This is a genomic window from Vibrio sp. Of14-4 (genome assembly GCF_022347625.1).
Taxonomy (GTDB): domain Bacteria; phylum Pseudomonadota; class Gammaproteobacteria; order Enterobacterales; family Vibrionaceae; genus Vibrio; species Vibrio pristinus.
Map to the genome: position 1 here is coordinate 1 of NZ_JAKRGI010000032.1, position 19,945 is coordinate 19,945.

The 19,945-nt window shown below is 42.1% G+C and carries 18 protein-coding genes and 2 pseudogenes; 7 read left to right on the top strand and 13 right to left on the bottom strand.

Going from position 1 to position 19,945, the window contains the following annotated elements; genetic code table 11:
* Nucleotides 1-204 precede the first annotated feature (204 nt).
* Both MHN79_RS19775 and MHN79_RS19780 read left to right on the top strand, forming a co-directional pair.
* Nucleotides 205-972 (top strand): hypothetical protein, encoded by a 768-nt coding sequence (locus tag MHN79_RS19775; protein ID WP_239174593.1) that lies wholly within the window; start codon nt 205-207, stop codon nt 970-972.
* Between the two features lie 84 nt (nt 973-1,056).
* On the top strand, nt 1,057-1,956 hold the full coding sequence (locus tag MHN79_RS19780) for a DUF4365 domain-containing protein (protein ID WP_239174596.1): 900 nt from the start codon (nt 1,057-1,059) through the stop codon (nt 1,954-1,956).
* 33 nt (nt 1,957-1,989) lie between these two features.
* Here the strand turns inward: MHN79_RS19780 and MHN79_RS19785 are convergent.
* Nucleotides 1,990-2,103: pseudogene (locus MHN79_RS19785) on the bottom strand (IS110 family transposase); the annotation flags it as partial.
* 262 nt (nt 2,104-2,365) lie between these two features.
* Between MHN79_RS19785 and MHN79_RS19790 the strand changes: the two are divergent.
* Together MHN79_RS19790 and MHN79_RS19795 are read left to right on the top strand one after the other, a co-directional pair.
* Entirely contained in the window at nt 2,366-3,124 is a 759-nt protein-coding gene (locus tag MHN79_RS19790) for an isocitrate lyase/phosphoenolpyruvate mutase family protein (RefSeq protein WP_239174598.1), read from the top strand.
* 79 nt (nt 3,125-3,203) lie between these two features.
* On the top strand, nt 3,204-3,830 hold the full coding sequence (locus MHN79_RS19795; protein ID WP_239174600.1) for a triacylglycerol lipase: 627 nt from the start codon (nt 3,204-3,206) through the stop codon (nt 3,828-3,830).
* Between the two features lie 50 nt (nt 3,831-3,880).
* On the opposite strand, the gene choV is transcribed toward MHN79_RS19795, so the two are convergent.
* The 6 genes from choV to betI are packed head-to-tail and all read right to left on the bottom strand — an operon-like array spanning nt 3,881 to nt 10,719.
* The gene (gene choV, locus MHN79_RS19800) at nt 3,881-5,059 is read right to left on the bottom strand and encodes a choline ABC transporter ATP-binding protein (RefSeq protein ID WP_239174602.1); all 1,179 of its coding nucleotides are present in this window, start codon (nt 5,057-5,059) and stop codon (nt 3,881-3,883) included.
* 2 nt (nt 5,060-5,061) lie between these two features.
* Complete coding sequence (choW, locus tag MHN79_RS19805) at nt 5,062-5,904, bottom strand: choline ABC transporter permease subunit (protein ID WP_239174604.1); 843 nt, start codon at nt 5,902-5,904, stop codon at nt 5,062-5,064.
* Between the two features lie 45 nt (nt 5,905-5,949).
* Nucleotides 5,950-6,888, bottom strand: coding sequence for a choline ABC transporter substrate-binding protein (locus MHN79_RS19810; protein ID WP_239174606.1), 939 nt, complete (start codon nt 6,886-6,888; stop codon nt 5,950-5,952).
* Between the two features lie 28 nt (nt 6,889-6,916).
* The gene (betA, locus tag MHN79_RS19815; RefSeq protein ID WP_239174608.1) at nt 6,917-8,617 is read right to left on the bottom strand and encodes a choline dehydrogenase; all 1,701 of its coding nucleotides are present in this window, start codon (nt 8,615-8,617) and stop codon (nt 6,917-6,919) included.
* Between the two features lie 25 nt (nt 8,618-8,642).
* Nucleotides 8,643-10,103, bottom strand: coding sequence for a betaine-aldehyde dehydrogenase (gene betB, locus MHN79_RS19820; RefSeq protein WP_239174610.1), 1,461 nt, complete (start codon nt 10,101-10,103; stop codon nt 8,643-8,645).
* A 19-nt stretch (nt 10,104-10,122) separates the two neighbouring features.
* Entirely contained in the window at nt 10,123-10,719 is a 597-nt protein-coding gene (gene betI, locus MHN79_RS19825) for a transcriptional regulator BetI (RefSeq protein ID WP_239174612.1), read from the bottom strand.
* A 301-nt stretch (nt 10,720-11,020) separates the two neighbouring features.
* Between betI and MHN79_RS19830 the strand changes: the two genes are divergently transcribed.
* The gene (locus tag MHN79_RS19830) at nt 11,021-11,548 is read left to right on the top strand and encodes a GNAT family N-acetyltransferase (RefSeq protein WP_239174614.1); all 528 of its coding nucleotides are present in this window, start codon (nt 11,021-11,023) and stop codon (nt 11,546-11,548) included.
* A gap of 12 nt (nt 11,549-11,560) precedes the next feature.
* Here the strand turns inward: MHN79_RS19830 and MHN79_RS19835 are convergent.
* The 4 genes and pseudogenes from MHN79_RS19835 to MHN79_RS19850 all read right to left on the bottom strand — a co-directional run.
* A pseudogene (locus tag MHN79_RS19835) lies at nt 11,561-12,658 on the bottom strand (endonuclease); the annotation flags it as partial.
* A 308-nt stretch (nt 12,659-12,966) separates the two neighbouring features.
* The gene (locus MHN79_RS19840) at nt 12,967-13,887 is read right to left on the bottom strand and encodes a hypothetical protein (RefSeq protein ID WP_239174619.1); all 921 of its coding nucleotides are present in this window, start codon (nt 13,885-13,887) and stop codon (nt 12,967-12,969) included.
* A gap of 39 nt (nt 13,888-13,926) precedes the next feature.
* Entirely contained in the window at nt 13,927-14,316 is a 390-nt protein-coding gene (locus MHN79_RS19845; RefSeq protein WP_239174621.1) for a RidA family protein, read from the bottom strand.
* A 1-nt stretch (nt 14,317) separates the two neighbouring features.
* Nucleotides 14,318-14,731, bottom strand: a complete 414-nt coding sequence (locus MHN79_RS19850) for a GNAT family N-acetyltransferase (RefSeq protein ID WP_239174635.1) — start codon at nt 14,729-14,731, stop codon at nt 14,318-14,320.
* 181 nt (nt 14,732-14,912) lie between these two features.
* On the opposite strand from MHN79_RS19850, the gene MHN79_RS19855 reads away from it, so the two are divergent.
* Both MHN79_RS19855 and MHN79_RS19860 read left to right on the top strand, forming a co-directional pair.
* Nucleotides 14,913-16,445 carry a sensor domain-containing diguanylate cyclase gene (locus MHN79_RS19855; RefSeq protein ID WP_239174623.1) on the top strand — a complete coding sequence of 511 codons (1,533 nt, stop codon included), beginning with the start codon at nt 14,913-14,915 and terminating at the stop codon, nt 16,443-16,445.
* Nucleotides 16,446-16,553: 108 nt separating this feature from the next.
* Complete coding sequence (locus tag MHN79_RS19860) at nt 16,554-17,888, top strand: magnesium transporter (RefSeq protein WP_239174625.1); 1,335 nt, start codon at nt 16,554-16,556, stop codon at nt 17,886-17,888.
* A gap of 13 nt (nt 17,889-17,901) precedes the next feature.
* Here the strand turns inward: MHN79_RS19860 and MHN79_RS19865 are convergent, their stop codons facing one another.
* Together MHN79_RS19865 and ectB are read right to left on the bottom strand one after the other, a co-directional pair.
* Entirely contained in the window at nt 17,902-18,603 is a 702-nt protein-coding gene (locus tag MHN79_RS19865) for a 4'-phosphopantetheinyl transferase superfamily protein (protein ID WP_239174627.1), read from the bottom strand.
* An 85-nt stretch (nt 18,604-18,688) separates the two neighbouring features.
* On the bottom strand, nt 18,689-19,930 hold the full coding sequence (gene ectB / locus MHN79_RS19870) for a diaminobutyrate--2-oxoglutarate transaminase (protein WP_239174629.1): 1,242 nt from the start codon (nt 19,928-19,930) through the stop codon (nt 18,689-18,691).
* Between the last annotated feature and the right edge of the window lie 15 nt (nt 19,931-19,945).

Here is a 19,945-nt window from a genome sequence, read left to right on the forward strand (position 1 = left end):
ATGTGGATAGTTGTGATGATCATGCCTTAGATAACAGGCACTGTTAAAAAGTGATAACGCGCTGGCGCGTTTTTATGTGATCACAGAATACATAGCTCGCTGTATTTGCTTTAATTTTTAGTGAGTTATGATAGCTTAATGGGAAGTCAGGCAGACAGAAAAACGAGACTGCCTGTTATTAAGAATGTTAGGTGCAAGGAAGTTATGAAGCTACGAATTAACTGTATGCAATGCTTTCAAGAGCAAGGGCGTCCGTCTTTAGAATTTCAACCTGTTGAAATTCGTGATGACGGCCTATATTCGTCAACATGCAGCAACGGCCACACAACTCTTACAGTAATCCAAGAACAGAAGTTTGAGGTGCTGTTCGACTTTGGTGCTATGGCATTAATCGATGGCTATCCAAGGGAAGCCGTCACCAGCATTGCTGCTGCTATCGAGCGATTCTATGAATTCTATGTGGCTACTACCTGCCTGAAACACGGCATGGAACTAACCGATTTTCAAAAAGCTTGGAAGCACGTGGCAAATCAGTCTGAGCGGCAGTTTGGTGCATATCTTTTCGCATACTTAATAGACCATAATGGTGGCGAGCCACCAATCATTGACAATGATAAACCCAATCTCGATGGCGTTTCAAAAAGCAATACTAGAACATGGAAGGAATTTCGTAACGCGGTAGTTCACAAAGGCTATATTCCGTCTGTTTCAGAAACTCTTGCTTACGGGAATATAGCTTATCTTCATTTAAACGAGTTAATCGCAGACCTAAAAGAGAGAAGTGGAGAGGCAATTCAAAAAGTTACGTTTCATCATATCGCAAGGGCAAATCAAGCGGAGAATGGGAGCGTAGTTTCAACAATGAGCATACCCACACTTGTAAGCCTTGTGCGCGGTGAAGGTCCACCGGAATCATTCGAAAAGGCTCTAGAAAGTGTGGAAGAGTATAGAAAATGGCTGCATCACGTATAGCTCCTAACAATCGCGTCAAATGCGACGCTCGTACCTCGCGCGCTTTACGCGGGCGTTATACCTTTTGTCAGATTAGGATAATAAATGTTTAAAGATAGACTCCCTAATAGGGATAATAATCATATTCGAGAGACTATTTCATATAAAGTTTTTACTAAATCTATTCCAAGTCATTGGATAATCCGAGATCTTACAGAGAGGGATTACGGTACTGATGTACTGATTGAATATGTTACCGATAGTGGTGCTGTTACTGGTAAATTAGCTTTGGTGCAACTCAAATATGTAACTGATATTAAGTTTACTAAGAAAGGCGAATTCAAATACTATAAAATTAAACCAACCACTACTGACTATTGGTTGAGTTCTAATATTCCATCTTATATTTTCTTTATTAGTAAAAATGAAGAAATGTACTTTGTTAGCGTAATGAATTACGTGATGGAAAACTATGAGAGATATGCTAAAGAAGATAAATTCTATTATTCAATAAAGGAAAATGATTTGTTCTCTATAGAGAAATTTGTCGATGCATTTGAGTTTGATATATCTCGTGAAAAAAATGAGCTAGCTTTCATGAAAGCTATAAAGTCATACGATGCTTTCAAAGATTATTTTATGTCAAGCTACAAACGTGATGACTTAATGGTGGTAGATGGTGAGCAAGTTAAAATCATAGATAGGCATTATATGAATGTACATGATATATCTAAGATTATTTCTATACCAATGACCGCTAGTCATATTAGGAAAGTTTGTTTTGAAAATGGGAATTGTGATGAAATATACGAGTTTCATTTATCAAAGTGCTTAGAAGAAATAAGTGAACAATGGGTTCGTGTAGGGGAAAGGATGCAAAATATAATGAAGCACCATATTATATTTTGGGCAAATAAAGATATGGACTATGTTATGTACATGTTACTTATATCTTCTGGTGATCTAAGGAAACAGTTTTATAAATCGCTAGGCGTTAAACTTTAGGACAGGTATAACAAACGACTATGGCGTCAATAGCTAATTTTTAGCTGTGTTCGCATCCCACATGACGCCATCTCTTAGCATCGAATTTAGTATTACTACCATCTTTCGCACACATGCAATGATAGCCACTTTCTTAGGTTTCCCAGCTTCAAAGTGCTAGGGGTCAAGTCTTTCATTTTGCCCTAGCTAAATTTATCCAAAAATCCTAAATGACTTTTGTCCAAAACCAAGTTGGTATCGCTCATAACTAACACCAGTGCATCACAATCCCCCAAAGAATAAGTGCAATAGCTACTAGGTTATAAATATCACTATTGTTCAGTTCCGAAAGTGGCGAACTTTGCGACTGCCTTATTGATAGCATACTCCTGACGTCATCAAATACCACTAAATATAAGGAAGGCACAAAATGTTTAAGAGTATGCATAATATGGAAAATCCGTTAGTTATTTGTAATGTTTGGGATGCTGCAAGTGCGGTAATCGCCCAAAACAACGGGTTTTCGGCGATTGGCACTTCCAGCGCCGCGATAGCAAAAAATCTAGGCAAGGAAGACGGAGAAAATATTAGCTTTGAGAACCTATTGTCGATTGTCGAAATCATCGGCAAATCAACGACCTTACCTTTAACTGTTGATATTGAGTCTGGTTACGCACATACGCCGGAGGCCATAGCAGGTAATATTATTAAGCTTGCTGAACTTGGTGTTGTGGGGATAAACATTGAGGACAGCATTGTTGTTAAAGGCGAAAGACAGCTGTGTGATCAAGTGGTATTTGCCAATAGACTGGAAGAAATACGAAAGCAACTGCGCGATGCAAATATTGAAGTCTTTATTAACGTCAGAAGTGATGCCTATCTACTCAATGTCACACATCCTCTCAAAGAGAGTATTAATAGAATAAGCAAATATCAACAATCAGGCGCCGATGGCATCTTTCTACCATGCATCGAAGCATCCAGCGATATACAATCAGTGGTTGCAAGTACATCACTACCAATCAATGTTATGTGTGTACCAAACCTACCTACTTTTTCAGAGCTCAAAAACCTCGGCGTAAAACGCATTAGTATGGGCAACTTTGTACACGAAGCCATGCTTGCATCTTTGAGTTCTAAATTTAGCGCCATTCAAAAAGACCAATGTTTCAACTCCTTGTTTAGCTAATTCAAACAATGCTGCCCCATGCTGGATAAATACAGTGAGAATTGGCACAATGGTTTTTCTTTGATAAGTAGGGCCACCAATGAATATTGTTATTCTTCATGGGCTGTATATGCATGGCTTGGTCATGAAGCCGCTAAGTCAAAAGCTCCGTTCATACGGTTATGATACAAAAACGGTTAGTTACAACAGCCTAGCAATAGACGAAAACAAGGTGTTTAACGTCATTGATCACGCATTGTCAGCAACACAAACAAACGTGCTGGTTGGGCATAGCCTTGGCGGACTTATCATTAAGCATTACCTAACCTCTCGCGCTCCAAACATCGAGCGCATATCTCATGTCATCGCCGTGGGTTCGCCACTGCAAGGCGCTTCAATCGTAAATCGAATTCAAGATTTGGGTATGGGAGCTGTATTAGGTAATGCGCCTAAATTTGGTCTAGAGCAACATGAAGATAATTGGAACCATCCACAGAAGCTGGGCAGTATTGCGGGAACGCTAGCTATTGGCGCAAGAAGCTTACTAATGATGGAAGATAACACTCTATCAGATGGTACTGTAACGGTCGAAGAAACCAAAATCGAAGGCATGACAGACCATATCGAGATGCGCAGCGCCCACACCACTATGATATATAACTCTGCGGTGCCAAAACAAATCGACCATTTCATTAAAACAAACGGCTTTATACACCGTAGCCGATAAAGAAAACCAGCGCCGCTAAGTAATTAAGGCTTAAGGCACTGGTCAAATCATTATGCTGCCTTATGTTTGCCTAGCAAGCCAGAATAAAAGTCGTTGTCATCTAGCACGCCAACCAACTCGTCATTTTCGACCAATAGAATAGGCTGTCCGCTGAGCTGCTTTAACTTAATGGCTTCTCGCATGCCAATATCTGGGCTGGCGATCACCACACTTTGCTGTGATATGTCATCAAGATTCACTTTTTCATCTCGCCAATCGATGAGTGTCAATGAGGTTTTATCATCAAGGTAGAGTTTGCTATTGCGTTCTTCCACCCAGACTTTTTGTACTGGGCAAATCTGCAATCTTGCCGCTTCGCGCTCTAATTGGCTCACGGGTTGCATTAGTGAACGCCCTTTAAGCACATTCAGTGGATTAGTATGCGCGACAAAATCTTTCACATAATCATTTTCAGGTGCCAAGACTATTTGTTCAGGTTTGCCATGTTGAATAAGTTTGCCTGACTCCATAATGGCGATGTTATTACCGATTTTGAGTGCTTCATCTAGATCATGACTGACAAACAAAATGGTTTTATTGAGTTTTTTCTGTAGGGAAATAAGTTCGTCTTGCAACTGTGCTCTAATAAGGGGATCAAGCGCTGAAAAAGGCTCATCCATAAGTAAGATGTCGGTGTCCATCGCAAAAGCTCTTGCTAGCCCTACTCTCTGTTGCATGCCACCTGAAAGTTCATGTGGATATTTATTCTCCCAATCAGACAGCTCCACCATAGCAAGCTGCTCGCGCGCTTTCTCTCTCCTTTGCGCTTTGGGCATACCAAGCATTTCAAGCCCAAAAGCAACATTATCCAATACAGTAAGCCAAGGCATTAAGGCAAACTTTTGAAACACCATAGACACTCGATGAGTACGAAGGTGGCGAAGTGTATTCGCATCACATGAAGATAGCTCAACTTGGCTGTCGCCATCTTTCACTTGTAAAGAGCCACGAGTAATAGGATTTAGGCCATTCACAGCGCGCAGTAAACTTGATTTACCCGAGCCTGATAAGCCCATAAGAACGCATATTTCGCCTTCTTTGACACTCATGGTGACGTTATCCACACCGACCACTTGCCCTGTTTGCTCGATGATCTCTTGACGAGTTTTGCCTTCATTTAACAGCGACAATGCCTTTTGTGGTTGATCGCCAAACACCACATCAAGGTTTTTAATCGTAATGGCATCCATGATTAAGCCTCCTTTTGATTAGGTGATTTGCATAAACGATCTAAGATGATCGCCACCAACACAATCGCCAGGCCAGCTTCAAATCCTTGAGAAATGTTGACTGTGTTCAGCGCTCGCACCACAGGTTTGCCTAACCCATCAGCGCCTACGAGCGCCGCAATCACGACCATAGACAAAGACAGCATGATGCATTGAGTGACACCCGCCATAATACTTGGCATGGCCGCTGGCAGCTCAACTTTAAACAGCAGCTTTCTCTTGCTCGCGCCAAAAGCTTGCCCAGCTTCAATGAGCTCTTCCGGCACTTTGGTGATCCCCAGATAGGTCAATCGAATTGGCGCTGCGATGGCAAAAATGACTGTTGATATTAGGCCAGGAACAATACCGAGACCGAACAAAACAAGAGTTGGAATCAAGTATACAAAGGTGGGTACTGTCTGCATTAAATCCAAAATTGGCCGTAATAATGTGTATAGCCATGGCCTGTGAGCAGCCATTACCCCAACGGGGACACCTATCAGTACAGACATGGTCGTGGCGGCAAACACTAATACAAAAGTCTCTAACATTTCCTGCCAATAACCCAAGTTTAATATCATTAACAAAGCCGCTATCACAAATACAACAAGCGGAATACTTCGATGCAAGTACCAAGCGATGGCCGCAGTGGCGATAATTGGCACCTCGGGCGGCATCCATTTAAACAGATCAACGACAGACAAAATAACAGTTTCAAGAAAAATAGAAATGGCATCGAAGAAGCTAGCCGCGTTAATGGTTAACCAATTAACGCCCTGCTCCATCCATTGACCAAAAGGGATTTTGTTGTTTGTAATAAAGTTCACAATACAGCCTTATTTTGTAGAGCGGGCCTAAGCCCGCCAATTACCTTATGCATTAGCATTGACGTAGTCAGAAACCGCCTTAATGGCATCATCGCCATCTAGAGTTTGCACGCCGTTAAGCCATTTGTTCAGAAGCTGAGGGTTGTTTTTAAGCCATTGCTGAGCCGCTTTGGATGGCTTCATTTTTTTATTAAGTATGTCTTCCATCAATGCACTCTCCATCTCAAGACTGAACTCAAGATTTTTCAGCAACTGACCCACATTTTTGCATTCATTCAAATAGTTAGATCTGACATTAGTGTAAATGTTTGCACCGCCATAATTAGGGCCGAAAAATTCGTCTCCCTCCGCTAGATACTCCATTTCCACAGCTTGATTCATTGGATGAGGAGCCCAGCCTAGATACACAATCCACTGATTACGACGAACTGCGCGAGCAACTTGAGAAACCATGCCCGCTTCACTCGACTCTACAAGGTTAAAATCTTTGAGACCGAAAGCATCTTGGTCGATCATTGACTGGATAAGTCGATTACCATCGTTACCCGGTTCAATACCATAAATGCGGTTTTTGAACTTATCTGCGTTTTTTACTAGGTCAGAAAAGCGTTTAATCCCAGCATCATAAACATATTTTGGTACCGCTAAGGTGTATTTAGCCCCTTCAAGGTTAGCTCGCACCGTTTCAACGCTCCCTGCCTCACGGTATTTAGCAATATCAGCTTCCATGGTTGGCATCCAGTTACCTAAAAAGACATCGATATCACCATTGGCCAGCGAAGAGTAAGTGACGGGGACCGAGAGTAAATCGGTTCTGGTTTTATATCCCATTCCCTTTAGTAATTCGCTTGCAACCGCAGTAGTGGCGGTGATGTCTGTCCAGCCAACATCAGCAAAACGAACCGTTGAACATTGATTGGCGTAGGCACTCATTGTTGTTGCGCTGAGTACTATCATCGCCAGCGACTTTTTTATCATAGACATAATGGTTTCCTTATCATTATTTGTCCCCCTAAACCTGAGGCTCAACCTCTCTCACAGGGGTATTAATTCTCTGATTATCTTGCCAATCTGGCGCTATCCAAACTGGAAGTTCCTTAGCAGCCAACACTGGTAAGCCCAAAATTAAATCTGCAGCCCGCTCAGCCACCATTATGGTTGGCGCGTTTAAATTGCCATTAGGAATGGTGGGAAATACAGAAGAGTCGACAACCCTTAAGCCCTCTACACCTCGCACTCGACATTGTGAGTCTAAGACCGCCATAGGATCCTCGTCAGAGCCCATCTTACAGCTACATGAAGGGTGATACGCACTCTCTACGTTTTGCTTAACCCATTCATCAATCGCTTGGTCACTGGTGATGTGCTCACCAGGCTGAATTTCATTAGCTCGATATTCGTCCATCGCAGGCTGGCCCAAGATCTCACGAGTTAAACGAATACAATCACGCCAGTCTTGGCGATCCTGCTCAGTTGAAATGTAGTTGAACTGGATTTCTGGCTTCTCTTTAGGATTGCTAGACCTAATTGCCACTCGGCCACGACTTTGCGGCTTATTTGGGCCCACATGCACTTGAAATCCATGACCATCAAAAGCGACTTGTCCGTCATAGCGCATTGCCGCTGGCAAGAAGTGGTACTGGATATTGGGCCATTTGATTCCTTTTCGAGAGCGAATAAACGCACATGACTCAAAATGATTAGTCGCACCCAAACCTTTACGGGTCAAAATCCATTCAGCGCCAATCATGCCTTTACTGATTAGGCCCAGCTTACTGTTGAGTGTTATTGGCTTGTGACACTGATACTGAAAATACACCTCGAGGTGATCCTGAAGGTTTTCACCAACACCTGGTAAATCGTGCTCAACTTTTACCCCCGCTTTTTCAAGCACCGCCTTGGGGCCGATACCAGAAAGTTGCAAAAGCTGCACAGACCCGATGGGGCCAGAACTGAGTAGTACCTCTTTGTTGGCAAGACATTGTACTAACTTGCCTCTGCGCTCAAATTCGACACCGGTTGCTGTTCTATTCTCAAGTAATACTTTATGTGCTTGTACACCTTTCAATAAGGTCAAATTAGAACGCTTCAAAGCACGCCTTAGGTAGGCATTAGAGGTTGATGCTCTTACCCCTTTATCAACTGTCATATGCATGGTGCCAAAGCCTTCTTGTTGATAACCGTTGTAATCGGATGTCGTCGGGTATCCGGCTTCCTCACCTGCTTTGATAAAGGCTTGATATAATGGGTTTAGCGTCATGTTATTGCCGCTACATGTACCTAATGGACCAACGCCGCCACGATAGTCATCTTCACCTCCAATCCATGCTTCTGCGCGCCGAAAGTAAGGTAAACAAGCTTGATAATTCCAACCTTTAGCGCCCTGCTCTTCCCATTCATCAAAATCACAGGCGTGACCTCGGACATATACCATGCCATTTATCGAAGAGCTGCCACCCAATACTTTCCCTCGCGGACAATGAAGTTTGCGACCATCTAAACTTTGTTCGGCGACCGTCTCAAACTGCCAAGCATATTTTTCGCTATTCATCGGGTACGACAATGCGGTTGGCATTTGAATAAAAATGCTTTTATCACTGCCGCCTGCTTCAAGCAGCAACACCTGATGTTGACCACTTTCTGTAAGTCTGTCCGCTAGCACACAACCCGCAGACCCCGCGCCAACGATGATATAATCGTAGCTCTGTTTCATCTCTCACCTCTTAAGTCACAATGGCTTAGGCATAAGGGCTTTGGTAAGGGCCCAGCTCAACTAATATGCTTTTGGTCTGAGTATAGTGACGCAAGGTTTCTGGGCCATTTTCTCGGCCAAGACCTGAATGTTTGTAGCCACCAACTGGCATTTGAGCGGGAGAGTCACCCCAAGTATTCACCCAGCAGATCCCTGCTTCTAACTGGTGAATCACTCGATGAGCTTTAGCCAGATCTTGAGTAAACACACCAGCAGCTAATCCATAGTCAGTATCATTGGCGCGTCGAATCACCTCTTGTTCATCTGAGAACTTAAGCACAGACATCACAGGGCCAAAGATTTCATTTTTGACATGAGGCATGTCATCTGAGCAATCATAAAAGACGGTAGGAGCGACAAAATTACCTTTAGACAGCCCATTGTCAGTCACTTGATTACCACCAATCAGCAGTTTGGCACCACTTTGTTTAGCCATTTCAATCGCTTCTAATACTTTATCAAGATGCTGACGCGAAATTAGCGAACCAATTTGGGTATCCATATCCATAGGATCGCCGACAATCAGTTTTTCGGTTCTTTGTTTTAATTGGGTCAAAAAAGCCTCATACAGTGATTCATGCACATAGACTCTTGTTCCATGAGTGCACACTTCACCTTGAGTGTAGAAATTTGCAACCATGGCTGCTGATACCGCATCATCGAGTTTGGCATCCTCAAACACCACCATAGGTGATTTACCGCCAAGCTCCATAGTCACATGTTTGAGCGTTGCTGAGCTATCAGCCATTACAGCCTTACCCGTACCCGATTCACCAGTAAATGACACTTTGGCAATGTCAGGATGCGCTGTCAGCATTTGTCCTACTCGATAATCACCTTGCACCACATTAAACACACCATCTGGCAAACCAGCTTGTGTAAAGATTTCCGCCAGTTTTAAAACGGAAAGCGGTGTTTCTTCAGAGGGTTTAAATATCATCACATTACCGGCTGCTAAAGCAGGTGCAGATTTCCACATCGCAATTTGGACCGGATAATTCCAAGCCCCAATCCCAGCACATATTCCAAGCGGTTCACGTCGAGTATAAAAAAACTGACTTTCGTTTAGCGGTTGCTGCTCGCCTTGCAAGCCAACAGCAAGTCCGGCGTAGTATTCTATGACATCTGCGCCTGTTGCAATATCGTCTGAAATAGCTTCTTGCAAAGGCTTTCCAGTATCTGCAACTTCCAGTGCGGCGAGCTCATCGTTTCGCTGGCGAAGGATCTCGACCGCCTTCAATAAAATGCGGCTACGCTCAGTAGGCGTCATTGCAGACCATATTTGAAAGCCTTTCTTGGCAGACTCAATCGCCATGTGTAAATCGTCAACATTTGATTGACCTATCTCTGCCAGTGGCTCGCCGTTTGCAGGGTTGTAGGTGATAAAAGTTTCGTTTGATGCGGCATAGCATGCACAACCATCGATATACTGAGATTTTATTTTCATCTTATGTTTAGCACTCTAGTTATTTTCTTGAATAGTGGTTCAGTTGATTGTCTAAATAGTCATTAATAATCAATCTGGCTTTACTGGCATCAATACCACCAGGGTTGAGTGTTCCTCGTAGCCAAATGCCGTCGATTAATGCCGCAATTCCATGGGCAACAATCTCAGCTTGCTCACTATCAAACAAGGCTTTAAGTTCGGTTTTCAGGTGAGATAAAAGGCGTTTTTCATTGACCCTTTGAAGTCTTTTGAGCTGTGGATCATGGATAGAATGCGACCAAAATGCCAGCCATGTTTTTGCCACTTTATTTTCTGCCTGATAGCCCACGAAATTACCATCTATAATGGCGTTTATCCTCTGGTGGTGCTCATTCTTCGGTAATTGGCTAAGACGTGATTTTACCGTGTGAGACAGCTGACGAAGGACTTCTCGCATTGTCTCTTGCAATAAACCTTGCTTACCCCCGAAATAGTGATTAATGATTCCCGTCGATACGCCCGCTTCTTTGCTAATCAACGCAACACTTGCACCGTGCAAACCCACTCTGTCTATCACAGACATAGTCGCATGAACCAACTGAGGCTTTCTAATATCAGGCATCCCTACCTTAGGCATTAGCCCTTTTCCTTTTTTAATTGAACGTTCGATTAAAAATAAAATGCCTGATTATTAATTAGAGTTCAAATCAATTATCACAAAAATGATACATATGCCCGTTTATAAGTGATACAAAACGTGGAAAACTCATATCTTTCCAGCAATTATTTACTTGTAACTGCCTATAAAAATCTGATAAACATATAGTTAATTGAAACAAGCAATTGCTAGCTTAACTTAAGGTTTAGTCGCCCTTGCTTGCACCTAAGAATCACTCAAGAACCATTAATTAGAGCACTAATGATAATATTGTTTTATTATGCAAATTGAATTACCCAATATAAGGATACAAAACAGTATTTTTACCACCTCAAACCTGATGTTTAAGCCAGTTTGCGCTTCTGATGGTAAGGAATTATTTGATGCCTTCAGTGCTAATGCATTTCATCCTGACTTAGCCCTTTCAAAGCTTGATACACTCAATAAAGCAAGGCAATGGTGTGGGGATCGGTCTAGAGACTGGAAAACAAGTCAATGTTTTGTCTGGACATGCCGACATCAGGTGGATTTATCACTTGTTGGGCAAGTCACACTGCTTCCAAGGCTTAAAGATGTTGCGCTCGCCTATTGGGTAGCACCAGAAAAAAGGGGACGTGGCTATGCGACAACTATGTGCAGAGAAGTACTCAGATACATCATAGATATAGGCTACGAAGGCAATGTTTGGGCCGGCGTCCATACTTGGAATAAAGGCAGTATGGCCGTGCTGTCTAAGCTTGGGTTTAAACAGATAGAACTCCAGAATGACTTTATAAAGGAGTTCCATCTGCCAATTGAATCATTGTGAAGTAATGGTCAGTTAATGCCCCCAAATTTTCTCAACAAATTCTGGGTGATCGACAAAAGGATTGCGGTTGTTCTGAAATTGAAATACCGCTTCATTTCGATCTCGCTCTTTTTGGTCAACAGGATCGCTTAGGTGCCAGCGTTTGAACATCTCAAGTGCCCATGATTCAAAAACTCGATCCGAAGTTCCATTAAGTACTGCATCAGAGCTGCTGGTGTTTCCTTCCCAATAGGCGATGTCGTGCTCATAGCGGGTTGCCATATAGAAATACACACGCGCAAGATCGCCTTTAAATTGATCAACTGGCTCAAATACTGTTCCAGAGTAGTTTAAATAGCTCGTCGCATAGCCAAGCTTGGATCCATTTGATGATTGATAAGTCGCCACACCGACCTCTCCAAAAGGCCAATTACCCCGCTTTGCATTCACATAGCCATCTGAAGCAAAAAGATGGTGGCCGTCAGTATTCATCGGCGCCACTTTACCGCCAAACCAGCTCTTAGGAAAAGAGTGCTCTCGATTATAGCAATCTCCCTCACGGCGGTAGTTACCGCACTGGTCAACTCTAGCGACATACTTGATTGAATCTGGCCCCGATACATTTTCGGAGTAAATATCAAGGATACTGCCGTCATTCTCGTAATAGCGATCAATATCTGCTGACTTTACCAAACTCCATACCGCCGAATAACTTTGCCGCTGATGATTTTTGATAATATTGTGTAATGCGGTTTTCAGCTCATAACCTGACTTCCCCTGTGCTGACTGATAATAATCTTTGCCTTCACCACTCTTCTCACCCAGAACAAAGTGGTGCTCAATAGAGTCGTCAAATCTTCCTCCAGAGGCCAGATCCTGCTCATTCACCCTCAAACTATAAGCACCTTCGCCAAATTGGCAGCAGATACCATCCCCCTCTGAATCCAAAAATTCAAGCGTGTACTGACCAGCCTCTAGACACATTAACTGTTGGTAGTACTGATTATTATCATAACCCGATCCGGTATACAGAGACTTATCTTGATTATTTCTAATCTTCCAGCTTGTCTCTGCGCCATAATCGTCAGTATTGAGACTCAAGGTGACATTGTAATCCGAGCAAGCCCCCATCGATTGCTCAAAGGCCTCACCTCCGAGTTTGATATTATCTGGTGAGGCATTAGCTTGAGCAAGCAAACATGAGATCAATAGGCCTGATAGATAGGCGTATTTCTTAAACGGTAAGAACACTACAACTCCTTTGTTGTTAACAAATTTGCAACACAACTTAGGTCATCAGCATCCAATGATAAACACCTGATTTATAGATATAAGTGATAGAGCAAGTTATTAGTTACAAACTTTTACATACATCTCAATTTCATCGCCATTTTCTCTATCTCTACTGGTGAGCTCTCTCAACCAGAACTCTATATCCTCTAATTATTAATCCAATGATTAACCACAGAGATGAAGTCTGGATGAATTAAATACCCAATCGATGCATGAGGATTGGACCGCCCTTCCATAACAGTCAGGTTGTAGATATGAAAATCTTCAATAGGGGCTTTAAGTAGACCTAACTTAGACATCTCGTCATAATCATTGCTTACCCGAGTATCATGGGAAATAAAGTCATCTTCTGCGGCAAAGTTACACCATCTTTTAATATTGGTTGGATACTTTTTAAATCCTCGATTTCTGCTTCCCTTAAGCTGCTGTTTGACGTTTTCATCTGCCAAGGGAGAGCCCAAGGTTACAAAAAGATTTACTTTTTTATCAGCGCCATACAGTCGACGATATTCACCATAGTGAGAGAGCTTCCAGAGATTATCAAAGCAAATCATAGAGCCTAAACTGTGCCCGACAAGCATAATATCATCCCCTCGATCTAACGCTTGCTTAAGCGCAGGTGTTAGGCGACTTCTTACATCGCTGGCGAAATAAGAGTCACCATTCCAATAATGAGCCATGTCCGGAGCAACAAGTTTGATTAGGGGAGTGGCGACACCAAGTTTTCCTAGCGGAGCAGAAAAAATATCTGCCAGCGCCTCTTTAAGAAAACCTGCTTGAGTTAGTGCGTGATATGACGCTTTATTAAACTGCTGCTTGGTGTAGCTTTTAAGTCTTTCCAGAGATTGATAACGTAACCCTATATCTTCCGTTGGCTGCTGCAAAAAGTCATTCGACAAATCACCATAATAAATGAAATCTTTGTTGATCTCCTGAAATCGTTCCATAGCTTGCAAGCCAACATCTCTTAATAATCCATGGTTGATTGCTTCATACCATAACTGCTGTAAATCATCTTTCGATGGTTTTTGCGCACGGCCATGCACAAAAATAATCCTTTTGGCCATCAGCCAATATCCTTGTATAAATGGGTTTGGATTTAGGTGTTACACCCTGTGGGTATGTTCAAGCCCAGCAATGGCCTCAATTTCTATCTGCAAATCGGGGTGAATCAATGCTGAAACTTCCACCAAGGAACAAGCAGGTAAGTGCCCTTGGTAAAAATCAAACAGCTGCTCTCTGATCGAAGAAAGTAAACTAATATCGGTAACAAATATGGTTAACTTGATTAAGTCAGATATTGCACAGGCTTCAGCCTCAAGTATTTGTGATATCTGAGACAACACTTCCTCAGTTTGTTCAATCAGTCCGCCTGACTGAGCATTTGTGCCAAGTGCTGTCAGTCCGGAAATGTAAAGTGTCTGGTTGTGTTTTGCTGCGTGTACATATGGGCCTGCGATGGCAGGCAAAAAATCATATTGGCATTTTTGAATCATATTATTTTTCTGCTGGCTTAAACTTCTTTGTCATTCCTTGGCATGCTGGAGATACCAAGCGATAACCCAATTTTTGGTAGAATTCAGGCTCATCAGCAATCATTGATACATAAGAGCCTTCCAGCGCTACTGATGCTAAATACCCATCAATATATTCCATCACCTTTCTGCCTAGCCCCTTTCCTTGATACTCAGGATCAACCACGACATCCACCACTTCAAAATTACAGGCCCCATCTCCGACTACTCTTCCCATAGCAACAAGTCGCTCACCATCTCGAATTGAAATTGCATATAAGCTATTGGGAAGTGCGATAGTAGCGGCTTTTAGTGATTTGGCCGACAGCCCAGCCTTGACACGCAAATCGCAAAATTCACTTGGATCTGGTGAGGTCTCTATAAAAATTAGGTTCATCATACTTCTCTTTTTATGCATCATGGTGATCATACATAAAACCTGTATATGCATACAGAGATTGATTCTAAAACATCTTGATAACATGATCTCTGTATACATTATGCAAATTAAGAATTGGCGACTACACTTCACATATAAAACAAAACACATAATCAATATGTACCATAATGTTCACCACATGCGAAAATCGCGCTTAGCTATTCTTATCGTTGTCATAATGGTTAACACCATACTGGCTGGTTATATTATTCTAAAAACCAATTCCCTTTCTGCTTTAGATAATCAACTGAATTCCGGCTATTTAGAACAAGCAAAAGTTGGCCATACATTAGCATTAATAGAAAGAAATTTCGGTTACTTGGGTTTCATACATCATTTCAAAAACTACGTTATTCGGCGCGAAAGTCAGTATTTTGACCTAGCTATGGAAAGCCACCGAGACATAAAGTTAAATATGGCGAAGCTTCGCTCACTAACTAGCCACCCTGATTTAATGGAAAATCTATCAATAGTCGAATCTACATTAGACACTTACTATGACAAAATGCTGCAAGCAAGGGAAAAAGGAAGAGCGCTCTCTGTAGAAGACCTCGATAAGTGGGTGAAGGTCGATGATGATCCAGCATTAAATGCGCTGCAATCAATGCGAAGCACTGTTATCCCAGAAATGGAAGAAATTTTAGGCACGACCGAAGGTCACCTAGATAACATAAATACTTACATGTGGATTTTCAATGTGTTCATATTTCCATTTATGATGTTTGCAACTTGGTTTATTCTAAGGGAGGTCAAAAATACCAGTGTGTATGCTGAAGAGCTGGGGAAAATATTCAATGTATCTCCAGACGGTATTTTATATATCGATAACGAAGGCAGCATCCTAGGTGCGAATAAAACAGCAAGTGATATTTTTGGATATACGAATAAAGAGTTCAAGAAGTTAAAAGTTGAAGATTTAATCGACCCTAAGCTGAGAGAAAAGCACACTAGCTTAAGAAGTTCCTTCCAGAGCCAACAACAGTCAAGACTCATGAGTGACAGACGACAGAATATAGTTGGAAAAACAAAAAGTAACTCAGACGTTGAGGTTCAAATAGCAATATCATCAACTGATGTAGGTGGTCTCCCTAGAACAGTTTGTGTGATACGTGATATGAGTGAACATAACGAACTCAAGGAGACAGCAGAACTAGACTATCTGACAAACTTGTTTAACAGACGTAGTATCGATAAAATTGTATTCAATGAAATTTCTCGTTCTGAGAGACAAAAAACGCCAGTTTCTTTGATACTGATAGATCTCGACAACTTCAAGTTGATTAACGATAAAAAAGGGCACGACGAAGGTGATAATGTCCTTAGTCAAGTTGCTAGGTTTCTACAAGAACATACCCGTAACTATGATTCGGTTTGCCGTTGGGGTGGTGACGAGTTTGTCATAGTCTCTCCAGGTATGTCGGAAAAAGATGTAGTAAATTATGCTAATCGACTGATCGATTCCTTTAAGCTATCGCCAATTAGTGATGGTTTGCTAAACTTTAGCATCGGGATAGCCACGCATACGCCTGAAGCACCTTATGATGCAACGTCACTATTCAAGCAAGCAGATCAAGCTTTGTATCAGTCAAAAAATGCAGGCAAAGGACGAGCTACACATGTCAACCAAATGAGTAGCAGTAAATCACATTCCTTGAAAGCGAAAATAACCTGACACTACAAAGTCTGTTTATATGACGTCGAAACGACTGCCTGTTGTATTGGTATACTCATACCCTAAACTAGCATTCAGCCTAAAACAATAACTATCGGTATAGCCATTATGACTGAACCCGTACAAGCTTTGGTAACTAACCCTCAAGATTTGGTTACAGAAGCACTAACAGCACTATCAAACAATCAAGACTTAGCTTATCTAAATAATTTACAAGATACTGAAATCGCCAATATTATCGAGTCAGTCATTTTATCGCAGAGAATTTCAGTGATTGAGGCCTTACCACCTGAGCGCTACTGGCCAATTCTAAGATTGCTACAATATGATACAGCTAAACACCTCCACCAATCGCTAAATACCGCCATAATCAATGAGCGAATACCATTCATCACTGAGAGCGACATAATAAATTATGCTGGCTTTTTAGCGGATAATTTGGTCGATGAGTTTTTGCTATCTCAGAGCGCATCAACCACGGCACATCTTCAGCAAGCATTATCTTACAATGACGACAAAGTCGGCAGATATGCCGAATCCTCATTTATCGTTGCAAACGTTCAAAATACTGCAGGACTGATAAAGAAAAAGCTATCAGAGCATGACGGAGTACAAGTCATTATTGTGCGAGACCAAGAGAGAGTCATTGGAGTATTAAACCCAAGTAACTTGATAATATCTGATGATTCACAGCGACTGAGTAGCTTAGTAGTCCAGACCCCCATTGTTGACCACAATGACAGTATTTACGATTTGGGCAAACAGCTAACTATAGACGGAACCACACTGTGGTTTCCTGTTGTTATGGAGGGGAAAGTCTTAGGCGCACTTTCTATAGTCTCTATCGTTAACGCACTACGCGAACAAAGCTTACAAGCCATAGTCCCAGAAAATGTAAAAAGTGAAGAGGACTTGTTTACACCACTTCATGTCGCAACCCGATTAAGGGCTATTTGGCTAATAATAAACCTTGCGACTGCATTCGCGGCATCAGCCATAATTGGGATATTTGATACAGCGGTCGAGCAAGTGGTTGCTCTGGCCATACTCATGCCAGTGGTAGCAAGCATGGGAGGCATCGCCGGTAGCCAAACTCTTGCCGTATCCTTACGCGGAATCGCTTTGAACCACTTACATACTGGAAACATCAAGCTATTGGTTAAAAAGGAGCTTAAAATTGCAGCCCTAAACGGCTTGGTTATGGGCGCCGTGATAGCACTGATCGTCTATTTAGTGTTTAAAGTCGCTTTGTTAGGCTTAATTATATTCTTTGCAATAAGTATTAATAGTATTGCGGCAGCTTTGTCAGGTACGCTTATTCCCTTTACTTTAACAAAACTAAAGATTGATCCAGCCATAGCTGGCTCTGTAGTGCTAACAACCGTGACGGACATTGTCGGCTTTTTTGTATTTCTCGGCTTAGGGGCTTTACTTCTTGTGTGAAGAAAACTGGCTTTTATTGAAATACATACGTTATTACTCCTTCTCGGAAGACTGAAAAACAACCTTTTATTGACCAGCCTTGTTGATATTCTTTACCAAAGCTGGTCAAAAGCTCAATGGTAAAAGTGCCATTGGTGGTATCTACACTGCGGACTCTTGCTTCATCAAAACCAAAAAAAGTGTTCACATGAGGATAGAGCGCCTTATAAAAGCTTTCTTTCAGCGAGAAAATCAAGGTGACGCCGCGCTCAAATGCCAAGTCGCTTTGCAAAAGCAGCTGTTTTTCCAATTGATCTACTAGCTGATCGCAAAGCTCATCAGCGAGCTGCGCACTCATCCAATGTTCAAAGTCGATACCAAGCAATCTATGATGCTTTTGCTCTGCCACGGCAGCTATAACCACTCCATCAGAGTGAGTAATCGAACCAATTAATCCCTGTGGCCATATAGGAGAGCGGTCTTTATGTGTACCAATTTGCGGCTTAGTACCATTAATTCGCTCAATTGCCTTTCGAGCAACAATACGTCCTGCAAGATATTCCGCGCATCGCTTATCAACTGCCTTGCCTAAACTGGCTGGGAAGTCGACTTGATAGTGGTCAAACAAACTTTGATGATATTCATTGACATCAAAGCCAGTATGTTGAACTTCAATTGTGTCGGGGAAATCAATTAAGCCTATTGGGGATGAAATTAGAAATTCTTGTCTATCCAAACTATTTACATCTTATAATCAGTCATTTAAAAGGACTCAACCCATAGGCTAAGCCCTATAATCATATAGTTACAGAGTATACATCTTAGTAAATATGTTTAAACACTGCTTCAACTCTATCTAACCCTCGCACTAAAGTGTCTCGCTCAATGGTAAGAGGTGGAAGGAACTTTAAAACGCTATCCTTGGCACCGCAGCACTCTAGCAAGAGCTTTTCATCAAATAACTGTTTAGATATATGCTTAGAGACATTATTTTCGGGAATTTCGAGTCCCCATACCATGCCTCGGCCACGAGCAGACATATTCAAGGCAGGGAAGGCCTTAACCCACTCATGTAAGCGGCCACCGATCACCTGCCCTTTGCGTTCAACTTCTGTAGAAAACTCCGTGTCTTTCCAGAAATCAAGCAGTTGAGTTGCGGCGACAAATGCTAGATTGTTTCCACGAAATGTACCGGTATGCTCGCCGGGTAACCATTGATCCCATTTTGGCTTGATTAAATTTAAGGCTAATGGCAACCCGCCACCTATGGATTTAGACATACAGACAATATCTGGCGTAATATTGGCAAACTCAAAGCTAAAAAACTTACCTGTTCGTCCGTTTCCAACTTGAATATCATCGATGATGAGCAAAATATCGTGCTGCTGGCATATGTCTGCAATTTGGTTTAGCCATTGCTTAGAAGCTGGGTAAATCCCCCCCTCTCCTTGAACAGTCTCTAAGATAATAGCGGCAGGCAGAGCGACACCACTGCTACCATCTTCAATGAGTTGCTTTAGGCATGAAGCAGTATCCACTTCTGAACCAAAGTATTGATCATAGGGCGCGTGGTAGACATCACTTCTCCCACCATAGGTTGACTGGTGATAATAGTCATTACCCGTCAGTGCAAGCGCCCCCGCCGTTAAGCCGTGATAACCGCGCGTAAAAGCAATAACATTTCTTCTTCCCGTGACTCTACGAGCAAGCTTTACCGCAGCTTCAACAGCATTAGTTCCTGTTGGACCCGTAAATTGAATTTTATATTCTAATTGTCTTGGCTCTAAAATAACTTGATTAAATTTCTTAATAAATGCCTCTTTTGCTAGGGTCGCTTTATCAAGACTATGTAATATTCCTTTTCGACTGAGGTAACCAGAAATGGCATTCAACATAGCATCAGGATTATGACCGTAATTTAATGTTCCTGCCCCGGAAAAGAAATCGATATATTCATTACCTTCTATATCCCATATTAGAGCATTATCCGCCGTATCAAATATCGCAGGAAACGAACGAATATAACTTCTTACTTCCGATTCTAAGCTTTCAAAAACCTTCATTGTTTTCCCTTTCAA